The organism is Gilliamella sp. Gris3-2 (genome assembly GCF_001690345.1).
Lineage (GTDB): Bacteria > Pseudomonadota > Gammaproteobacteria > Enterobacterales > Orbaceae > Gilliamella > Gilliamella bombi.
Genome location: NZ_LZHB01000037.1, coordinates 1 through 22,095 on the forward strand (window position 1 = coordinate 1; position 22,095 = coordinate 22,095).

The 22,095-nt window shown below is 34.0% G+C and carries 15 protein-coding genes and 1 CRISPR repeat array; of the genes, 9 read left to right on the plus strand and 6 right to left on the minus strand.

Annotated elements, in window-relative coordinates; genetic code table 11:
- From A9G32_RS05770 to A9G32_RS05800, 7 genes are all read left to right on the plus strand, one after another.
- Positions 1-1,261 (plus strand): HNH endonuclease family protein (locus tag A9G32_RS05770; protein WP_065640655.1); only part of this gene is annotated, 1,261 nt, incomplete at its 5' end.
- Positions 1,262-1,505: 244 nt separating this feature from the next.
- Positions 1,506-2,853: direct repeats of the CRISPR family, unit length 28 nt; unit sequence TTTCTAAACTGCCTACACGGCAGTGAAC.
- Between the two features lie 360 nt (positions 2,854-3,213).
- Positions 3,214-4,779 (plus strand): type I restriction-modification system subunit M, encoded by a 1,566-nt coding sequence (locus A9G32_RS05775; protein WP_218055854.1) that lies wholly within the window; start codon positions 3,214-3,216, stop codon positions 4,777-4,779.
- Positions 4,776-5,780, plus strand: coding sequence for a virulence RhuM family protein (locus A9G32_RS05780; RefSeq protein WP_065589927.1), 1,005 nt, complete (start codon positions 4,776-4,778; stop codon positions 5,778-5,780). Before A9G32_RS05775 ends, A9G32_RS05780 begins: the two co-directional genes overlap by 4 nt.
- Positions 5,777-6,907, plus strand: a complete 1,131-nt coding sequence (locus A9G32_RS05785; protein WP_065589928.1) for a restriction endonuclease subunit S — start codon at positions 5,777-5,779, stop codon at positions 6,905-6,907. The genes A9G32_RS05780 and A9G32_RS05785 overlap by 4 nt, the downstream gene beginning before the upstream one ends.
- The gene (locus A9G32_RS05790; RefSeq protein WP_065589929.1) at positions 6,904-7,917 is read left to right on the plus strand and encodes a DNA-binding protein; all 1,014 of its coding nucleotides are present in this window, start codon (positions 6,904-6,906) and stop codon (positions 7,915-7,917) included. The genes A9G32_RS05785 and A9G32_RS05790 overlap by 4 nt, the downstream gene beginning before the upstream one ends.
- The gene (locus A9G32_RS05795; RefSeq protein ID WP_065589930.1) at positions 7,914-8,366 is read left to right on the plus strand and encodes a type II toxin-antitoxin system death-on-curing family toxin; all 453 of its coding nucleotides are present in this window, start codon (positions 7,914-7,916) and stop codon (positions 8,364-8,366) included. The genes A9G32_RS05790 and A9G32_RS05795 overlap by 4 nt, the downstream gene beginning before the upstream one ends.
- On the plus strand, positions 8,356-11,457 hold the full coding sequence (locus A9G32_RS05800; RefSeq protein ID WP_065589931.1) for a type I restriction endonuclease subunit R: 3,102 nt from the start codon (positions 8,356-8,358) through the stop codon (positions 11,455-11,457). Before A9G32_RS05795 ends, A9G32_RS05800 begins: the two co-directional genes overlap by 11 nt.
- 85 nt (positions 11,458-11,542) lie before the next feature.
- Here A9G32_RS05800 and A9G32_RS05805 read toward each other — a convergent pair whose 3' ends face one another.
- Positions 11,543-12,247 carry a GntR family transcriptional regulator gene (locus tag A9G32_RS05805; RefSeq protein WP_065589932.1) on the minus strand — a complete coding sequence of 235 codons (705 nt, stop codon included), beginning with the start codon at positions 12,245-12,247 and terminating at the stop codon, positions 11,543-11,545.
- A gap of 177 nt (positions 12,248-12,424) precedes the next feature.
- Between A9G32_RS05805 and A9G32_RS05810 the strand changes: the two genes are divergently transcribed.
- Positions 12,425-14,314, plus strand: coding sequence for a beta-glucoside-specific PTS transporter subunit IIABC (locus tag A9G32_RS05810; RefSeq protein WP_065589933.1), 1,890 nt, complete (start codon positions 12,425-12,427; stop codon positions 14,312-14,314).
- A gap of 13 nt (positions 14,315-14,327) precedes the next feature.
- Complete coding sequence (locus A9G32_RS05815) at positions 14,328-15,764, plus strand: 6-phospho-beta-glucosidase (RefSeq protein ID WP_065589934.1); 1,437 nt, start codon at positions 14,328-14,330, stop codon at positions 15,762-15,764.
- A gap of 78 nt (positions 15,765-15,842) precedes the next feature.
- Here the strand turns inward: A9G32_RS05815 and dinB are convergent, their stop codons facing one another.
- The 5 genes from dinB to thiB all read right to left on the minus strand — a co-directional run bounded on the left by dinB (position 15,843) and on the right by thiB (position 22,080).
- Positions 15,843-16,898, minus strand: coding sequence for a DNA polymerase IV (gene dinB / locus A9G32_RS05820; RefSeq protein WP_065589935.1), 1,056 nt, complete (start codon positions 16,896-16,898; stop codon positions 15,843-15,845).
- Positions 16,899-16,980: 82 nt separating this feature from the next.
- Complete coding sequence (cptA, locus tag A9G32_RS05825; RefSeq protein WP_065589936.1) at positions 16,981-18,687, minus strand: phosphoethanolamine transferase CptA; 1,707 nt, start codon at positions 18,685-18,687, stop codon at positions 16,981-16,983.
- A 117-nt stretch (positions 18,688-18,804) separates the two neighbouring features.
- Positions 18,805-19,515 (minus strand): thiamine ABC transporter ATP-binding protein ThiQ, encoded by a 711-nt coding sequence (gene thiQ / locus A9G32_RS05830; protein ID WP_065589937.1) that lies wholly within the window; start codon positions 19,513-19,515, stop codon positions 18,805-18,807.
- On the minus strand, positions 19,493-21,070 hold the full coding sequence (thiP, locus tag A9G32_RS05835) for a thiamine/thiamine pyrophosphate ABC transporter permease (protein ID WP_065589938.1): 1,578 nt from the start codon (positions 21,068-21,070) through the stop codon (positions 19,493-19,495). The genes thiQ and thiP overlap by 23 nt, the downstream gene beginning before the upstream one ends.
- Before the next feature lie 14 nt (positions 21,071-21,084).
- A complete protein-coding gene (gene thiB / locus A9G32_RS05840) occupies positions 21,085-22,080 on the minus strand; it encodes a thiamine ABC transporter substrate binding subunit (RefSeq protein ID WP_065589939.1) in 996 nt (331 codons plus the stop codon).
- Positions 22,081-22,095: the final 15 nt, after the last annotated feature.

Consider the following 22,095-nt stretch of genomic DNA (forward strand, 5'->3'; position numbering starts at 1 on the left):
TAATACCGCACTAATTTTTAAAGAGAAATTAAATTCTTTACCTGAAAATAAACTTGGAGAGTTAATTAATTACTTGTTTTACCAAGTTAAAATTATACGTATCGATTGTACCAGTCGTGATTTTGCTATTAAATTGTTTCAGGTGCTCAATAATAGAGGTTTAGATTTAACTTCTGCTGACTTAATAAAAAGTTTTTTATTAGAAAAGCTTTATAAAAAATATAAAGATGATTTAGCCACTTCAAAATTAAAAGAAGATAGTTTTATGTCTGATTGGCGTGAAATGGAGCAGCTCATTAAACAATGTGACGATATAAGTTTAAATGATTTGTTTATTATTTACGCACATTATTTATTAGGCTCAAATCAAAAAAAATCATTCACTGAAGAGCTACAAAACTTATTCGAAAATCAAGATCCTAATCAAGTCATAGCCTCATTAAAACAATTTGTTATTAATTATTACGAAAAAATATATTGTTCAAAAGATAAAAATATTTATTCATTCCAATATTTGAGATGGAGTAATTATTGGAAAGCGATATTAATGACAGCCATTACAACAAATTATAAAGATTTTGATGAATTAGTTTTTGAACTAAGACGCTTTTATTATTTATATTGGATTGCGGGAAAAACATTATCCCAAGTAAAGCAGACTTCTTTTAATGTCATTAAAGCACTGAAAGAAAAAAAACATATCAATTATTTAAAAGCAATCTTTTCAAATAAGTTAAATTCCGAAAAGATTTATGAATTAGCGATATCTCAGCTAACTTCTAATATGGTTGATAAAGAAGCATGGATTAAACCTCTTTTGATTTTAATTGAGTATGATCTAACCGATCAATCTAATCCTATTTTATTAAAACTTAATAATGATTTGCACCTTGAACATATATTACCTAAAAAATATAAGACTATTGCAGAATGGAATCATATCACGGAAGAAGTAAAAAACAGATGGTTACATAGTATTGCTAATTTGACACTATTAAGCGGTAAAAAAAACATTGATGCTAGTAATAATCCTTTCAATGTCAAAATGATCGTATATCAGGGTAATCATACTAATAACACGACTGCATTTCGCCTTTCTCAAAAAGTATTAGATGATTTTAATCAAAAAACATTTAATCAACAATGGCATGAAGATGCATTAAAAGATCGTTATAATTGGATACTTGCACGATTAGAAAAATTATTAGCTATAGATTTTACATTAGTAAAGCAGATAGATACCCCAAAAATGGCAAAATAATGATCAATCAACTAATATGATGTGTAGGAATCAATTGTTGGTTATAGGAAATAGTCAGTTAAACTACTGTAATAAACTTTCATAAAATAAAATTAACGCCGTATCACCAACAAGTGATATGGCGTTAATATCATAAAGAAAATTATTATCAATTTGAATAAACGTATTACGGCCATTCATTCAACCGTTTGTAATACAAAAAGACTTCATGAAGCACTAACTCTCCCTGACATATCTTTATATATTTCTAAACTGCCTACACGGCAGTGAACGTCTGAACCGTAAATAACCTTTTATTGTCGACTTTCTAAACTGCCTACACGGCAGTGAACATGTTAATGATGAAGCTTTGGAATCGGCATCTTTTCTAAACTGCCTACACGGCAGTGAACTTCAATTTGTTCAATAAAACCGCTCATGTAGCTTTCTAAACTGCCTACACGGCAGTGAACCAGTTTTTTTTTCGGGATTGCGGGTGTTGTGTTTCTAAACTGCCTACACGGCAGTGAACGATTACAAACAAGTTCTGGGCTTTTTAAAAATTTTCTAAACTGCCTACACGGCAGTGAACTTTGTAGTTATTTTCCTCTCCGTATTTTTAGTTTTCTAAACTGCCTACACGGCAGTGAACTTGATGCCCGAAGTTGTCCCGTATCGATAAGATTTCTAAACTGCCTACACGGCAGTGAACCAGCTCATCACGACGAAACGGCATTAAGCGTTTTTCTAAACTGCCTACACGGCAGTGAACAAAGAATACTTACTTGGGGGCTACGAAACATTTTTCTAAACTGCCTACACGGCAGTGAACTAAAGACAATGAAAGCATTGTGTGAGTATTTTTTTCTAAACTGCCTACACGGCAGTGAACACAGCACCAAACAGGCATTTATGTTCCTGATGTTTCTAAACTGCCTACACGGCAGTGAACATGCAGATAAAACAGCCACTCTCGGTAGTATCTTTCTAAACTGCCTACACGGCAGTGAACGGTACACCAGACTGGAAAAAACTAACCAATAATTTCTAAACTGCCTACACGGCAGTGAACGAGCAGAAGATAACCAGTCACAAACGGATTATTTTTCTAAACTGCCTACACGGCAGTGAACGTCGGATCAACCAAGTTTCGTCTGCTTGATCATTTCTAAACTGCCTACACGGCAGTGAACCCTAATCCGTGCTACACCGCACCCGCCTACGATTTCTAAACTGCCTACACGGCAGTGAACCTAAAACTCAAATTATCAGGCAATCTATCGTCTTTCTAAACTGCCTACACGGCAGTGAACTTTAGTAATGCTATACGGTGATTTGCCAGGCATTTCTAAACTGCCTACACGGCAGTGAACATAGGAACGTATTCAGTAGCACCGACGCCTAATTTCTAAACTGCCTACACGGCAGTGAACGATGAAAAAGCTTTTTTACATACTTTACAAGATTTCTAAACTGCCTACACGGCAGTGAACGGTCTAATATCGCAAGCTGCAACTTCCCCATTTTTCTAAACTGCCTACACGGCAGTGAACCAGAACTAAAAAGAGCAGGTGATTTCAAGCAATTTCTAAACTGCCTACACGGCAGTGAACTAGAAGCTAATATACTATCAATATAGTATGTAAAAAGGCAAATAGGTATTTAGGTTTTAAAAACCCTTTTTTTAGAGATAAATTTAATTTATTGATTTTATTAACTTTTAAAATATAGCTAAAAAAAGGGTTTTGTTTTTAGATTTTGTTGCTTTGTTATTTTTTAAGATTTCCCAACCTTAAAGTTCAAAATACCCATTGGCTGAGTTTTTAATAAACACCCCAGATGGAAAAATAACAACAAATCAGCTATGCTATAGCACCTATAACAGGTAGCTATAAAATGACTAATATGAAAATAAAAATTAGTTACTTTCTAATTAGGCAGCACCTATTTTTTATTTAGGAATTTTGAAAAATATGACATCTAGTAACGCTAAATCAATTACCGAAACGCAACAACGCGATCAACTACAACGACAAATTTGGAAAATTGCCGACGAAGTCCGTGGTGCTGTCGATGGTTGGGATTTTAAACAGTATGTACTTGGTTCTTTGTTTTATCGCTTTATTAGTGAGAATTTTGCCAATTATATTGAAGGTGGCGATGAGAGTATCGATTACAGCACATTATCCGACGATGTCATTAACGATGAAGTTAAAAAAGACGCAATAAAAACCAAAGGCTATTTTATTTATCCTAGCCAATTATTTTGTAAAATTGTAGCTGAAGCTAATACCAATCCAAGTTTAAATACTGACTTGGCAAATATTTTTAATGCGATTGAAAGCTCAGCCATTGGTTACCCTTCAGAAAGCGATATTAAAGGATTATTTGCCGATTTTGATACTACCAGTAACCGATTAGGTAATACAGTTGCCGATAAAAACAAACGGTTAGCGGCAGTACTTAATGGTGTGGCTGAACTGGATTTTGGTGATTTTGCAGACAATCAAATCGATCTGTTTGGCGATGCTTATGAGTATTTGATTTCTAATTATGCCTCGAATGCTGGTAAATCAGGAGGTGAGTTTTTTACGCCACCGAATGTGTCCAAGCTGATCTCGCAATTAGCCTTACATAATCAAAAAAAGGTCAATAAGATCTATGATCCAGCGGCAGGCTCAGGCTCTTTATTGTTACAAGCTAAAAAACAGTTTGAGGATCATATTATTGAGGATGGATTCTTCGGTCAAGAAATCAACCATACTACCTATAACCTTGCCCGTATGAATATGTTTTTACATAATATCAATTACAATAAATTCGAAATCGCACTAGGTGACACGCTAATTAACCCACATTTTGGTGATGAAAAGCCATTTGATGCAATCGTTTCTAATCCACCTTATTCAATTAAATGGATTGGTAGTGATGATCCAACCTTAATCAATGATGACCGATACGCACCTGCTGGCGTACTGGCACCAAAATCGAAAGCCGATTTTGCCTTTATTATGCATGCACTAAGTTATTTGTCCGAGTGTGGGCGAGCGGCAATTGTTACCTTTCCGGGGATATTTTATCGTGGTGGTGCGGAACAAAAAATTCGTAAATATTTGGTTGATAATGATTTTGTTGAAACCGTAATCTCGCTCGCACCAAACTTATTTTATGGCACATCGATTGCGGTTAATATTTTGGTGCTTGCCAAAAATAAAACCGTCAAAACAACACAATTTATTGATGCTAGTAAACTGTTTAAAAAAGAGACCAATAATAATGTGCTCACTAATGAACATATTCAAGAAATTATGCAAGTATTTGCTAGCAAGCAAGATATCGAATATTTTGCTAAATCAGTCGATAATCAAACCATTGCGGAAAATGATTATAATCTATCGGTCAGTTCGTATGTTGAAGCCGAAGATACCCGTGAAGTGATTGATATCACACAATTAAATACCAACATTGTCGAAACGGTAAAAAAAATAAACACACTTCGTGCTGATATAGATGAAATTATTAAAGAGATTGAAGCATGAGCAATGATAATATCCTTATTTACCATGATAATAACCAACAAATTCGTGTTGAGGCACGATTTGAAAATGAAAATATTTGGTTAACTCAACGCCAAATTGTTGAACTTTTTCAAACTGCAAAATCTACACTAAGCGAGCATATTAAAAATATTTATGCAGATGGTGAATTACTCCCCGAAGCAACTGTTCGGAAAATCCGAACAGTTCAAAAAGAAGGCAGTCGGAATGTCACTAGAGAGTTAGAATATTACAATCTGGACATGATTATTTCACTTGGTTATCGGATTAACTCGAAAATAGCTACACAATTTCGCACTTGGGCAACAAGCATCCTTAAAGAGTACCTGAAAAAAGGTTTTGTGTTAAATGACGATCGTTTAAAAAACCTAGGTGGTAACAGCTATTGGAAAGAACTTCTTGATCGTATCCGAGATATTCGCTCTAGTGAAAAAGTAATGTATCGACAAGTTTTGGATTTATATGCCACAGCGATTGATTATGATCCAAACACCAAAGCTAGTGCCGATTTTTTCAAAATAGTACAAAATAAATTACACTATGCAGCACACGGCAATACCGCTAGTGAAATTATATATTTTAGAGTTGACAGTAATAAACCTTTTGCAGGGTTAACTCACTTTAAAGGAAGCTGCCCGACACAAGCAGAAGCAATGGTAGCCAAAAACTATTTAACTGAACAAGAATTACGTGTGCTCAATAATCTGGTTTCGGCCTATTTTGATTTAGCTGAACTGAATGCCATTGAAGAACGTGAAATGCGGATGGTTGATTATGTGCGAGAATTAGATAATATTCTTTCATCTACAGGACGCCAGTTACTTGAAAATTCTGGTTCAATTTCTCATCATCAAGCAGAAAACAAAGCCAAATTAGAATATAAAAAATTTAAAGCCAAAACGCTAGCCCCAGTGGAAGTTTCATATCTTAAAACTATAAACGCATTAGAGAAAAAAGCGAAACAGGAAAGCCGCAAAAAATGAATGATAGACTAAATATGCAAAATAGTATCGCGAAATTACTTGATAATGTTACAGTTGAGTGGAAGGCTTTGGGGGAAGTGGCAGAAATAGCAAACAATACAAGAAAACCTGTAAAAGCGTCTTTACGTATTCAAGGTAAAATACCATATTATGGTGCAAATAATATTCAAGATTATGTTGAAGGTTACACTCATAATGGTGAGTATGTATTAATAGCTGAAGATGGTTCTGCAAATCTTAAAAATTATTCAATCCAGTGGGCAACAGGAAAATTTTGGGCAAATAACCACGTCCACATTGTCCAAAGCATGCCTGAATTAAATAATAGATTTTTATACCATTATTTACGCAATATGAATTTTATTCCATATTTAACTGGCGGTGATAGAGCAAAATTAACAAAATCGAGTTTGATTCAAATTACAATCCCTATCCCCCCTCTACACATTCAAACCGAAATAGTCCGTATTTTAGACACATTCTCAGCCCTCACAGCAGAGCTCACAGCAGAGCTCACAGCAGAGCTTACTACACGAAAAAAACAATACAACTATTATCGGAATAAATTGTTGGCCTTTAAAGAAGATGAGGTTGAGTGGAAATTAATAAATGAATTTGCTTCTTTAAAAAGAGGGATTCGTGTTACTAGAAACCAATTGTCACAAAAAAATGGTTATCATGTTTACCAAAATAGTTTAATTCCTTTGGGTTATTACGAAAAAGCTAATACTCAAGAAAATACAACATTTATAATAAGCGCTGGTGCAGCAGGAGAAATTGGTTATAGTTCGGAAAAATTTTGGGCTGCCGATGACTGTTTTTATTTTGAATGCTCCAGAAATTTATTAAATAGATATTTATTTTATGTATTAAAAAACAAACAGGAATATATTTCATCTCAAGTAAGAAGATCAAGTATTCCTAGACTACCACGAGCGATTATTGAAAAATTAAAAATCCCCATCCCCCCCCTCGAGGAACAAACCCGTATCGTCGAAATCCTAGATAAATTCGATGCACTCACCAACTCAATCACCGAAGGTTTACCGCGTGAAATTGCATTACGTCAAAAACAATATGAGTATTATCGGAATTTATTACTTAACTTTTCCGTGGAGACACAATGACAAAAGATTTAACGACTTCTACGATTAGCCGGCAAAATATTTTAAATAATAACTTTGCACTGGAAAAAATAGAATCAACGCTTGCACTAGGTGGGATTTGTTGGTGCGATAAAACTTTTTTTACAAAAACACAAGTAGCGCAAATTTTAACTATTGATGAACGAACAATCGACAGATATATAGAAAGCCATAAAGATGAGCTTATAAAAAATGGCTATAAAATAATAAAAGGTAAAGAATTAAAATCATTCAAGGAGTATGTCGACGACATGAATGTCGTCGACATATCAAGAGCCCCGTCCTTAGGTATATTTTCATTTAGAACTGTCCTTAATATCGCTATGTTAGTAACAGAAAGCGAAAAAGCAAAATTAATTAGAAGTAAAATCCTTGATATTGTCCTTGACGTTATGGTTCAAAAATCAGGTGGACATACTAAATACATTAATCAACGCGATGAAGACTATTTGCCATCAGCTTACAAAGAGTATAACTATCGAAAAGAGTTTACAGAGGCTTTAAACCTCTATTTAGATGCTAATAAATGGAAATATGCTAAATACACAAATAGAATATACGAAATTGTTTTTTTAGAAAATGCAGCTGAATATAAAAAGATTTTAACCTTAACAGAAAAAGACTGTGTAAGGCAAACTATGTATGCTGAAGTACTTAATGCTATTGCGAGTTTCGAGCATGGACTAGCGATAGAAATGAAGCAGGCATCAGAAAAGCTTGAGCGAAAATTAACAACCGATGAAATGGATAAATTAATCGAAAGTGCGTCAAAAAACCCTTATTTAGTGCCACATATACATGATGCTAGAGCTAAAATGGCTAGTCGCGATTTATGTTTTCGAGATGCTTTGCACAATAAACTAGAAGCCTATATTCAATCCGTACCACAAAGCGACTTTGATAAGTTTTTGGGAGAAACAAGTAAATCTCTAGAAGAGCGATTATCCGATCCTGAAACTTTAGCCGTTTTCAAAAGGTTAAAAGATAGATGAAACCATCCATATTTTATTTTGATATAAAACATGCTATTAAATTACACGATTGGATCATAGATAACAGTGGTGGAATGCCTGGACAACGTGAAATAGGATTACTTGATAGTGCGTTAGAGCATATTCAAAATGATGATTATTACCCTTCATTTGAAGAAAAACTCAAACATTTAATTTATGCTGTTAATAAATTTCACCCATTTAATGATGGTAACAAGCGCTCTAGTTTAGCTTTAGCTGCCTATTTTTTAGAATTAAACAATTATCAATACTGCGTTAAAAAATTTATTCAAGAAATGGAAGAAATTGTTGTATGGTTAGCTGAAGGAAAAATAAACGATAATTTACTACTTGAAATAATCGATTCTATTATTAATGAGAATGAATTTAGTGAATCTTTAAAACTTAACATAATTGAAACATTATGGATGAATAACTATGATAATTAGAACAACCCCCATCGCCGAAACCAATAGCTATATTATTTTAGATAACTACAACAAACTTGAAGAATCGGCTGCTGTTTATCAGACTGAAACGGATTTAGAAAATGAATTTATTCATGATTTAGCTCGACAAGGTTATGAATACTTACCGAATTTAAATACACATGAAAAGTTATTAGCCAATATTCGTGAGCAGTTGCAAACACTAAACAAAATGCAATTTACGGATGATGAATGGCAACGTTTTGTATTAGAGTATTTGGATAAACCCAATGAATCAATGATCGATAAAAGTCGCAAAATCCACCACGATCATATTTACGATTTTGTTTTTGATGACGGCCATATTCAAAATATCAAGTTGTTAGATAAAAAAGAGGTTACTAATAATAAATTACAAGTTATCCATCAATTTCAGCAAACAGGTAATTATGCAAATCGTTATGATGTGACGATTTTAGTTAATGGCTTGCCGCTTGTTCAAGTTGAACTAAAAAAACGTGGTATTGCTATTCGTGAAGCCTTTAATCAAGTGCATCGCTATAGTAAAGAGAGCTTTAATCAAGACAATTCACTATTTAAATATTTACAACTGTTTGTTATATCAAATGGTACCGATACGCGCTATTTTGCTAACACGACTAAACGTGACAAAAATAGCTTTGATTTTACAATGAATTGGGCGAATGTTAAAAACGAGCCGATAAAAGATCTAAAAGACTTTACCGCAACCTTTTTTGCTAGCCGAACGCTGTTAAATGTGTTATTGACTTATTCGGTGCTTGATGTGAATGACACATTGTTAATTATGCGCCCTTACCAAATCGCCGCCACCGAGCGCATATTATGGAAAATCATTAGCGCTTATCATGCCAAAAAGTGGAGTAGCTTACAAAGTGGTGGCTTTATTTGGCACACAACAGGTTCTGGCAAAACATTAACCAGTTTCAAAACGGCACGCCTTGCAACCGAATTAGAATTTATTGATAAAGTTTTTTTTGTGGTGGATCGTAAAGATCTGGATTATCAAACCATGAAAGAGTATCAAAAATTTTCAAAAGATAGTGTGAATGGTTCAAATAGTACCGCAGGGCTTAAGCGCAATATTGAGAAAACCGATAATAAAATTATTGTTACTACCATTCAAAAACTTAATAACTTGATCAAAAGCGACGATAACTTAGCGATCTATGATAAACACGTTGTATTTATTTTTGACGAAGCACACCGCTCCCAGTTTGGCGAAGCTCAAAAAAACTTAAAGCGTAAATTTAAAAAATATTACCAATTTGGTTTTACTGGTACGCCGATTATGCATACTAACGCAATCGGAACGCAAACTACAGCGGATGTTTTTGGTCGTGAACTGCACGCTTATGTATTAACCGATGCAATTCGTGACGAAAAGGTACTAAAATTTAAAGTTGACTATAATGATGTGCGTCCTAATTTTAAATCGATAGAGCAAGAACAAAATCTTGAAAAACTCAGCGCTGCTGAAAATAAAAAAGCATTGCTCCACCCAAACCGTATTGAGCAAATCACACAATATATTCTGAATAATTTTAAACAAAAAACCCACCGATTAATGGGCAAAAGTAAAGGGTTCAATGCCATGTTTGCAGTGAGTAGTGTCGATGCGGCTAAACTCTATTATGAGTCATTCAAAAAATTACAAGAAGGTGCAAATCAGCCGTTAAAAATAGCCACGATATTTTCTTATTCTGCTAATGAAGAACAAGATGCACAAGGTAATTTTGCCGATGAAAGTTTTGAAATTGATGCCTTAAATCAAAGTGCTAAAGAGTTTTTGGCTTCTGCGATATCAGATTATAATCAGATGTTTAAAACTAACTTTGATGTCAGTAGCGATCAATTTCAAAACTATTATCGCGATTTGTCTTTAAAAGTAAAAAATCAAGAAGTCGATCTATTAATTGTCGTTGGCATGTTCCTAACTGGCTTTGATGCCCCAACACTTAATACCTTATTTGTTGACAAAAACCTGCGGTATCATGGGTTAATTCAAGCCTTTTCACGCACCAATCGTATTTATAATGCCACCAAAACCTTTGGTAATATTGTGGCGTTTCGTGATTTAGAACAAGCGACCATTGATGCAATAAAAACATTTGGTAAAAGTAATACTCATGAAGTAGTGTTAGAAAAAAGCTTTAAGGAATACATGGAAGGGTTTACTGATAAAGATTCAGGTAATTTCCACAATGGCTATCTAGCCATCGTTGCCGAGTTACAAGAAAAGTTCCCACGCCCTGATGAAATTATCAAAGAAAAAGATAAAAAAGAGTTTGTTAAATTATTTGGTGAGTACTTACGTGCTGACAATATATTACAAAATTATGATGAATTTGTTGCATTAAAGGATTTCCAACAATTAGATGTGACCGATGCGCAGGCAGTTTTAGCGTTTAAAAACAAACATTATGTGACTGATGAAAATCTGCAAAAAATGCAAGCAGTTAAACTACCGACTGACCGCACAATTCAAAATTATCGTTCAACTTATAATGATATTCGTGATTGGCTACGCCGAGAAAAAGAAGCCAATCAACAAGATCAGCAAAGATTTGACTGGGATGATGTGGTTTTCGAAATTGATCTATTAAAATCGCAAGAGATCAATTTGGATTATATTCTTGAGTTAATTTATGAACAAAATAAACAAGAAAAAACCAAACAGGACATTGTCGAAGATGCTAAGCGATTAATTCGATCAAGCTTAGAAAATCGAGCTAAAGAAGAGCTAGTTGTAGAGTTTATAAAACAAACTGATCTTGATGCTATTCCAGATAAAGCCTCGATTATTGATGCGTTTTTCTTGTATGCACAGCAAGAGTTACAGGTAGAGCTTAATTCCTTAATTGAAGATGAAAATTTAAATGAAGCGGCAACAAAACGCTATATTGCATCATCATTAAAGCGAAAATATGCAACCGAAAACGGCACAGAGTTGAACGAGATTTTACCAAAAATGAGCCCACTCAATCCCCAATATTTAATTAAAAAGAACCGAGTCTTTGAAAAGATCGCCGCATTGGTTGAAAAGTTTAAGGGTGTTGGTGGTGAAATTTAATTATTAATAGTTAAATTCGCTAATAATTAAAGGAAGTTGAATGATCGATTTCTTATTCATCTTCCTAATAATTCATCATTCAAACTTACTTTGAGTGATTTTGTATACAAAATCTTGCATGCTCATAATGATAAATTATTTTTGAAAAATCAAATGGTTCACCTGATGAAGTATAAAATATTTCTTCAACACAAAGTGCTGGCTCACCGGCTTGCAGTCCTAAATATTGCGCCATTTCAGCATCAAGCTTTATTACTTGCATATATTTATCAGAAAAACCAATATTAATATTATAATTTTCTTGAATATAATTAAAAATTGAATTTTCTACAATTTCTTTATTTAAATAACAAATTAACTTTTTACGGTAATATGACTGTTCTAAGCCATATAATTTATCTTCAACATAGCGCAATCTTTTAACAAAATAGACTTCTTCGTTATCATCACATTGTAGATTTTCTTTAACTTTTGCACTGGGCTTGATGATATCAACATTAAGTACTGTCGAAGAACCATAAACATCTTCTAGATCGACAGTAAAACCATGACTTTGCAAAAAATTGAGATAGCCTCTTTTTTTACGTTCACGAACAAAAATACCACTACCTTGCACTTGATAAATAACGCCCTGCCGCTCAAGACAATTAAGCGCTTTAACAATTGTACTACGACTGACCTGATATTGAGTAATTAACCCGTCAATATTAGCAAGCTGAGTGCCTTTGGACAGTTGTTTTTGATAAATCATCTGTTTGATTTTTTTTGCAACTTCTTGATATTTAATCATTTGTTTATATTATTAATTTAATCAATAATTGAAGTAGTATTTTATACAGCTTATTTTTAGTTTTAAATTAAATAATATAAAAACTCGATCTAGATCACAAACAATATAATTGTTAATTAACAATTTTGAAATTGTCTATAAAATAATCTTACTGAATTGCTTTTAAGGAGTTTATGGATGTCATCAAAAATTAGAGATTATAACAAGCTAGCTGTTGATATTTTAAATGAGCTAGGTGGTGAGAAAAATATTGTTACCGTTTCTCGCTGTGCAACACGCCTTCGCCTTGTTACCCAACATACACCAGATCATGCAAAAGAAAACATTGCTAAATTGCCAGGTGTGATTACCGTTGTTGAAAAAGGCGGTCAAATCCAAGTGGTTATTGGTACGAATGTTGATAAAGTCTATAACGCTTTTACTCAGCTAGTTAATACTGATAACAAAATTGAAGCAGGAAATGATAGCAACATATTAAATCGCATCATTGCGACAATGTCGGCTGTATTTGCCCCGTTTGTCTATATTTTAGCCGCATCAGGAATTTTGCAAGGTATCTTGATTTTACTTAAATTAGCTTGCCCAGAGCTAGAAAAAACGGGAACTTTTGAGGTATTCAATTTCATCTCTTGGGCACCTTTTTTCTTTTTACCTATCTTTATTGCCATTACAGCTTCTCAGCATTTTCGTTGTAACTTATATATCGCTGTTGCTTGTTGTGCTGCGCTGTTATCACCGACATGGACAGAGTTTGCAAAACTAATTAGCGAAGGACAAGAAATTGATCTATTTGGTATTTCGCTATCACAAACCACTTATGCTTCAACCGTTTTACCACCACTCTTTTTAGTTTGGTTACTTTCTTATTTAGAACGATTTTTAGAGCCTAGACTGCATAGCATTATAAAACCCGTTTTATTGCCATTATTTAGCCTTGTCATTATGGTACCTTTAACATTACTTGTTGTTGGTCCATTAACAGCAAATGGTGCACAATACATTGCCAACGGCTATAATTGGTTTGTTAGCCTAGCGCCTTCAGTTGCAGGCGGAATCATAGGTGCTGTTTGGCAAGTCTTTGTTATTTTTGGTGTACATTGGGGGATCACACCTGTTATCGTCGAAAACTTTAAGCAGTATGGTCAAGATTCTTTCCAAGCTTTCCAAACCATTGCCGTTATTGGTCAAGTCGGTGCAGCATTAGGTTTTTATTTAAAAACCAAAACCCAAGAGATGAAAGGTATTTCATTATCTGCTTTTATCACTGGCTTATTTGGTATAACCGAACCTGCTATTTATGGTGTTAACTTACGCTTTAAAAAACCATTTATTTATGGCTGTATTTCAGCATCTTGTGGTGGTATTGTGGCAGGATTTTTTGCTCCTCACTATGTTGCTTACGCTGGTTTACCAGGTCCACTAACTATCGTTAATGCAATTAGCCCAAATAATCCTGGTTCATTTATTGGCGTCTTGATTGGTGCACTTATTGCTCTTTTAGGACCAGTAGTTTTGATCCAAATTTTGGGAACTGGCGAAACCATACAAGATACAGTTAATAGTCAAGAAAATATCAATATTGAAGATGATAATCCTAAGATTCTTCTTGATGAAGTTGACATCACAAGCCCGATGACAGGTCATGCTTTACCACTAAGCGAAGTGCCCGATCCTGCTTTTTCACAAAAACTCATGGGAGAAGGGATTGCAATTGAACCTACTGATAATCATGTTTATGCACCTTTTGATGGCGAGGTAACTGCAGTATTTGAAAATTCTAAACATGCCATTGGGTTAACATTAGATAATGGCGTCGAATTGTTAATTCATGTGGGGATTGATACAGTTAATTTAACTAACAATGAGTTTGAATATTATGTTGAATTACATCAAAAAGTAAAAAAAGGTGATTTGCTAATCAGCTTCAATCCTGAGGCAATTAAGCAAGCAGGTTATCCATTAATTACCCCAATTATTATTGTTAATACCGATCAGTATCAACAAATTTCATTAACCGATAAAACACAAGTAACAGTTGATGATATCATATTTAACATTAAGCAATAACAAGGAATAAAAAATGACTAAAAAACCATTTTTATGGGGCGGTGCTTTAGCCGCTCACCAATTTGAAGGCGGCTGGAATGAAGGCGGTAAAGGCCCAAGTGTTGTTGATGTTATGACCGCAGGTGCTCATGGCGTTGCAAGACAAATCACTCAAGATATCGAAGCAGGTAAATTTTATCCAAATCATACTGCAATTGATTTTTATCATCATTATAAAGACGATATCAAGCTTTTTGCCGAATTAGGCCTTAAATGTCTACGCACCTCGATCGCGTGGACTCGAATTTTTCCAAAGGGTGATGAACTTGAACCAAATGAAGAAGGTCTTCGCTTTTATGATGATGTTTTTGATGAACTAATAGCTCACGGCATTGAACCAGTTATCACATTATCCCATTTTGAAATGCCTTTACATATTGCTCGTCATTATGGTGGTTTTAGAAACCGTAAGACAGTTGAATTTTTTGAGCGCTTTGCTACTGCATGTTTTGAACGTTATAAAAATAAAGTTAAATACTGGATGACATTTAACGAAATCAATAATCAAATGGATACTAGTAATCCTATCTTCTTTTGGACTAACTCTGGCGTACAAGTTAAACCTGATGAAAATCCGCAAGAAGTTCTGTACCAAGTTGCACATTATGAACTGTTAGCCAGTGCTAAAGCAGTAATAGCAGGTAAAAAAATTAATCCTGATTTTCAAATTGGTTGTATGGTATCGCATGTGCCAATTTATCCATATTCTTGTAATCCTGAAGATATGATGGCTTCAGAAATTGCCATGCATCAACGATTCTTCTTCCCTGATGTTCACGTTCGCGGCTACTATCCAGCTTATGCATTAAAAGAATTTGAGCGTGAAGGATATAAACTTGATATTACCGAAGAAGATTTAGGTTATTTGAAAAAAGGTACGGTTGATTACATTGGCTTTAGCTATTATATGTCTACTGTCGTTAAAGCTGATGCCAAAAATGATAATCGTGACAACATAGTTAACGGTGCACTACCTAATGCGGTTGAAAATCCTTATATAAAAAGCAGCGATTGGGGTTGGCCAATTGATCCTGAAGGTTTACGTTATACACTTAACCGTCTGTATGATCGATATCAATTACCGCTATTTATTGTCGAAAATGGTTTTGGTGCAATTGATGAACTCGAAAACGGTAATCAAATACACGATAAACCACGTATTGAATATTTAGGTGCCCATATCAAAGCCATGCAAACCGCTATAGATTATGATGGTGTTGATGTAATGGGTTACACTGCTTGGGGAATTATTGATGTTGTATCATTCACTACTGGCGAAATGAAAAAACGTTATGGCGTAATTTATGTTGACCGTGATAATGAAGGTAACGGTAGTATGAAACGCTATAAAAAAGACTCTTTTGAATGGTACAAAAAAGTCATTAGTACTAATGGTGCAAGTTTGAAATAATCATTATTAGCTAGCTATCATTTGTTATGAGGATGTTTGAAGGCTTTGCCTGCATCCTCATTTTTATGGTTAAAAGGGCTAAAACTGAAAAATCAACTGCTTTTCAACTTGCGGATCGATTAACGTTACATGAAAACCAATTAACCGAACGCCACGCCCATTACGCCGTTCTAACCAAACTTTATGCGCTTGCTCAATTAAATCAGCTTTATCCAATTTAGACCACACATGTTCTTGTGTAGTTAGCTGAAAATCGTCAAACTTAAATTTTACGCCTTGCCGAGCAATCGATAAATCAGCACGAACTTTGCTTAACCGTTTTTCCATTTCATCAAATAATGGATCGAACTGCAATAAACACTCTTCCCAACTATGAATATCATCAGTTAAAGTACGCTCTACCCCTACCGATTTACGTTGCCTGTCATTACACACTTCACGATCATCAATACCTTGACATCGCTCATATAGTATTCTTCCAAATTTACCGAATTGGGTAATTAATTTAGTTACATCATAATTAATAATATCATTGCATGTAAATAGTCCCAATTGGGCTAATTTTTTTTCCGTGACCTTACCCACACCTGGGATTTTTTTTAACGGTAACTGCTCTATAAAACTATCAACGTTATCTGGTGTTATTACATATTGGCCATTAGGTTTATTCATATCAGAGGCTATTTTGGCAAGAAACTTAAGTGGAGCAACACCTGCCGATGCAGTTAACTCAAGTTCCTTGTAAATTGCCTGACGGATATCTTGAGCAATTAAAGTCGCTGAACCATAACAAAGTTTGCAATCAGTTACATCAAGGTAAGCTTCGTCGAGTGATAAAGCCTCAATAGATTCAGTATATCGTTTAAATATTTGGTGGATCTGTTTGGAGACTTCTTTATAAACTGCATGCCTACCCGCTATAATTTTAAGGTTAGGACAAAGTTTTATGGCTTGAGCCATTGACATAGCACTGTGTATACCATACTGACGAGCTAAATAATTGGCAGTCGCAACCACGCCACGCTTACGAGGATCCCCCCCTACCGCAATAGGCATATTGCGATAACGGGGATTGTCTCTCATTTCGACGGCGGCATAAAAACAATCCATATCGACATGAATAATTTTTCGCATAGAGGGTTTCACAATACTCAAATATAACTGTATAAATATACAATATTATACCTTAAATATTTGTGTAAACAACCTAAGGGAATTACTTAGTTAATTTATCAAAATCAATTAGACCATTCTTGTCATAAGGATCGCCAATCCAACGAATCGATTCATGAAAATTAGGATTAACAATACTTTTTTCAGGAACATATAAGTTATAACTTAACCCTGCTAAATCAGACCAAGTATGAATCAAATCTTGAGTACTAAATTTTCGATCTACATAAGCTTGATAGTTATTAGGATGCGTTGCCACCCATGTTGGCGATTGCCAAAGCATAAATGGCACAGTATACATAGTTTTAGTTGGTGCCTTCTCGTTTCGCCCTAACACATTATGCGGTGGCGTTTGATAAACATCTTCACCATGATCTGAAAAATATAACATAAAACCATTTTCTTTACTGTTTTTGAAGATATTAAACAGTGTTGTTGTGACATAATCGTTATAACTTATTGCATTATCATAACTATTATATACATTTACTTTATCGTCATCGAGAAGATATGGAATACTTTCCTTATCTTTAAAAAGGTCATACTTACCGTCTTTTGGATAGCGGAACTCGTATTTCATATGCGTACCAAGCAGATGGATAACAATAAATTTCTTTTCAGCGTTGTCAGCTAGCACTTTTTTGAAAGGATCAAATACCGATTCATCATATTGTCTTGAACTTTGATTACGATCGTTATTCATATAAAACTGTTCATCGGCTTGTTTAGAAAACATAGTCAACATAGTATTACGCTTGGTCATGGTCTGCTGGTTAGTGATCCAAAATGTTTTATACCCTGCTTGCTTCATAAGATTTATTAATGAAGGAGTTTTAAGGTATAAATCGGGATGCTTCTCATCAGCAAAAGTTAACGCTTGTTGCAAAATTTCGATAGTATAAGGTCTTGATGAAACCACATCGTTAAATACAACAAAATCAGCATTATCTTTTTTAAACTGCTCAATTTGAGGTGTGGTATTTCGCCCATAACCATAAATACTCATCCTATTACGTGTTGTTGATTCACCAATGACTAACACCAACGTCCTAGGCGTATTACCGTTAGCATCTTTTAAATTTTCAACAGGAGGTAAAGTGTCTAAATGATTTAAAATATCTTCCATATTTTTAAGTTGAGATCGATAAGCTAAATAACTATTAATAAGTTGCCATGGCACAGTTGTTTCCATACGCGTTAGTAAATGAGTTCCGGCTTTTTCAATAGATGATTTTTTTATTATCACACTAATAAACACAGGCATTATGGCATAAATAGCTATTAATAGTGATACAATCCATTTAGTAGAAGTTTTAATATAAACAGGTCTGACTTTACTCCAAAGATAAATACCCACTAAACTATAAATAATCAATACTATAACTAATTTAATACTAAAATACTGCTGAACAAATTCGCTTGATTCACTATAATTTGATTCTGCCATAACAAAAAATACACTTTGTGAAAATTCTTGTCGATAAATCACAAAATAACCGACTGAAACCAAAGACAAACAGCCGATAATAAGACCAAATATAGTCGCAATCTTTCTTGTATAATTAGGAAAAATCAAAACAGGAATAAGCCAAATCAAACTATAGATAATTGAATCGCGAAGTCCAATTGCATTGGAATGCCCCGAAAGAAAAATATATAACTGTAATGCACTAGAAAAATAAGTAAAAAATAAAATATTAAAGATAAGTGCTGACCAGCTAAATTTGTTGGTTGCTTTTATGTTTAGCATAGATATTTAATTTGCTTTGTTATTGATCATAAAATGCAATATATGCTTGGTAGATTAATAAAACCTTAAGCTTTAAATATCTAAATTTAAATATATAAATTATTAAATGCTAACCTATTAATTTTTTGAGATATTTAAACCCAATATCTTTGCAATGTGATTATTTTCAGGTTGGTTTAATTGGTTTGGTAAACCATAAAAAACGATCTGTCCATTATCCACCACCAAACAACGAGAAAAATAACTAAGCGAATCATTAAGATTGTGTGAGACCATCATTAATGTCAAATCGAGCTCATCGCAAATTTGATCAACTAATGCTAACATCTCAAAGCGTAATGCTTGATCGAGAGCTGAAAATGGCTCATCTAACAATAAAATAGGTCGACGTTGAATTAAACAACGAGCTAACGCAACACGTTGACTCTGACCACCTGAAAGTTGTTCGGGATAACGATTATTAAAACCCGTTAAACCAACTTTAGCTAACATATCATCTATTGTTTGGCGTTCCGATGTATTTAGTTTTAAACAAGGCTTTATGCCTAAGCCAATATTTTGTTCAACATTTAAATGATCAAATAAATTATTATGTTGGAATAAAATTGAAACGGGCCGCTTTCCTGGTTGAGTGTGAGTCATATTTTGATGATTAAGTAAAATTTGCCCAGAATTTGGTGAAATAAATCCAGCAATCAAGCTTAACAATGAGCTTTTACCTGCACCACTTGGCCCAACAATAACCACCTTTTCTTTTGCAGTAATTTTGATATCAAAATGCATTTTAAAATTATCGTATTGACAATTAATTTGATTCAGTTCGATCATAATCTATCACAACCAGTAAACTAAAAGATAATATTAGCAATAATGCAGCAGTTACAGCACTTTCATGATAATGATAATACGATATTTGCTCATATAAATAATAAGGTAACGTTGTGACTGACTGGCCACCAAATAACGCAATAATACCAAAATCACCCAATGATAATATTGCTGAAAAGGCAAAACTTTGGATAATTAACTTTTTTAGTGCTTTATATTCAATTAAATAAAAATGCCAAAAACCAATAATATTAAGTGATTGGCTTAAGTGCCAATAGCGTGATGTAACATCATACATTGGTGCAGCAAGGTTTTTTAATATAAATGGCAGTGCCATTAAACTGTTACAAAGCATCGTCAAAACACAAACAAAGACCGAACTATAAGCGTACGAAAATAACAATAAAAATAAACCAGACGCCAGCACCATGCTTGGAATAATTAAAATCAGCGATCCAATTAACATTAACCGATTACTCCATTTTATTTGCTGATTAATCAATAATCGGCTGTTTGTATAGAGTAATAATAAAGCTAGTAGCATAGCAATACTGGCTGCCCCAAAAGCAATTAGTAAAGAAAACATAACTGCACGTTGAAAGGCCGCTGAAAAAAATGACCACTGAAAAAAATAAATACCTTTTATTAATATAGTTATGATGGGTAGCAAAATAAATAATGCACCAATAACAATAATAACAAAACTCGACAAAATTAAGCTAAACGAAACAGGTAAACGATAACTTTGCTTAACATATTGAGTGTTAAATTTATAGCTATAATTAAACTTTTGCATCAACCCCATAAAAAAAGTACAACAAACCAACTGCAAACATGCTAAAAGCACGGCTTGTATCAAATCAAATTCACGGATGGATTGATAAATGGCAACTTCAAGTGTGGTATATTTAGGTCCACCACCTAGAGCCAATACAATAGCAAAACTAGAAAAACAAAGCATAAAGATTAGCGATGCCATAGGTAGCAACTGTCGACGCAATAGTGGCCATTCCACCAATTTAAAATAAGTAAAACTCGAAAAATTCAATTGAGCAGCTAATTGTTTGTGTTCGACTGGTACACTATTTAAGGTTTGATAAAACAAGCAACAAGCATAAGGGAAATTAAGAAATATATGTGCCAATAAAATACCTTTTAAACCATAAATGGATATCACAAAAGGCAAACCTAAATAATGACAAAACGACGCTAATAAACCATGTTGCCCATAAACAGATAATAACCCCGTTACCACAACCAACGTAGGAAATATAAACGTGATAGGCATAATGCGTAGCAATAGATTTTTACCCCAAAAATTGACTATCGATAGGGCTTTAGCCATCAATATTGCCAATAACACAGATAGCAATGTTGATAACGTTGCTTGAAATATTGTTATCCAAATAACATGTAATAAATAACTATCAAAATAGACAGTTAAATTATTAGACTCAAAAGCAACTAAACAAAGCGCAAATAGTGCTGAACCTAATACAACTAAAATCAAGCTTGCAGCACTAATGCCAGGGATTAACGTTCTTAATTTCAACATTATACTGAATAAAACTATTTACTAATGGTGGATTTCCATTCACGCACCCACCTCTTTTGATTATTTTTAACTTGCTTAGCATCAAACTCGAGTGCTTTATTGACTGGTTTAATTTGCTGAAAAGCTTCAGGCAACGTTATATTAATAATCGGATACATGAAATTTTTTTCAGCAAATTGACGTTGTACATCAGGCGTTAATAAATATTGTAAAAAAGCACGTGCCAATTCGGGATGCTGACTATACTTAGTAATACCCGCAACTTCGACTTGGCGATAATGCCCTTCGTCAAAAATAGCAGCAGCATAACGATGATCATTATCATTCATAATATGTGCAACTGGCGAAGTGCTATAACTAAGCACAAAATCAGCTTCGCCTTTTAAAAATAGGCCATAAGCTTCACCCCAACCTTTGGTCACTGTCACAGTATTTTTTGCTATTTTCTGCCATGCAGATGCAGCATCATCACCATATATATTTTTCACCCAAAATAATAAACCTAACCCAGGAGTGCTGGTTCGTGGGTCTTGATAGATAATTTTCCAGTTGACTTTATTATCTACTAACTCATGCATGCTGTGTGGTGGATTACTGATTTTTTGTTGATCATAAATAAAAGCGAAATAACCAAAATCATAGGGCATAAAATCACTATCCCACCAGTTGGTATTTAAATTATCTGGTTTATTGATTTGATGAGGTATAACTATTTTGGCTTGTTTTGCCTGTTCTAAAAGATTGTTGTCTAATCCTAAAATTACATCGGCATTAGTTCTATCACCTTCAAGTCGCATTCGATTTAAAACCGCTACTCCATCGCCTAATGTAACAATCTCAAGTTCACAGTTACACTGTGCTTCAAACCCTTTCTCAATTGCTTTTCCTGGTCCCCATTCTGAAATAAAGGAATTATAACTATAAACAGTTAAGGTTGGTTTTACGTTGGCAGCATTTACAATAAAAGGTATCGAAAATACCAAAGATAATAACAATTTTTTACAAAACATTTTGCCTCCAAAATA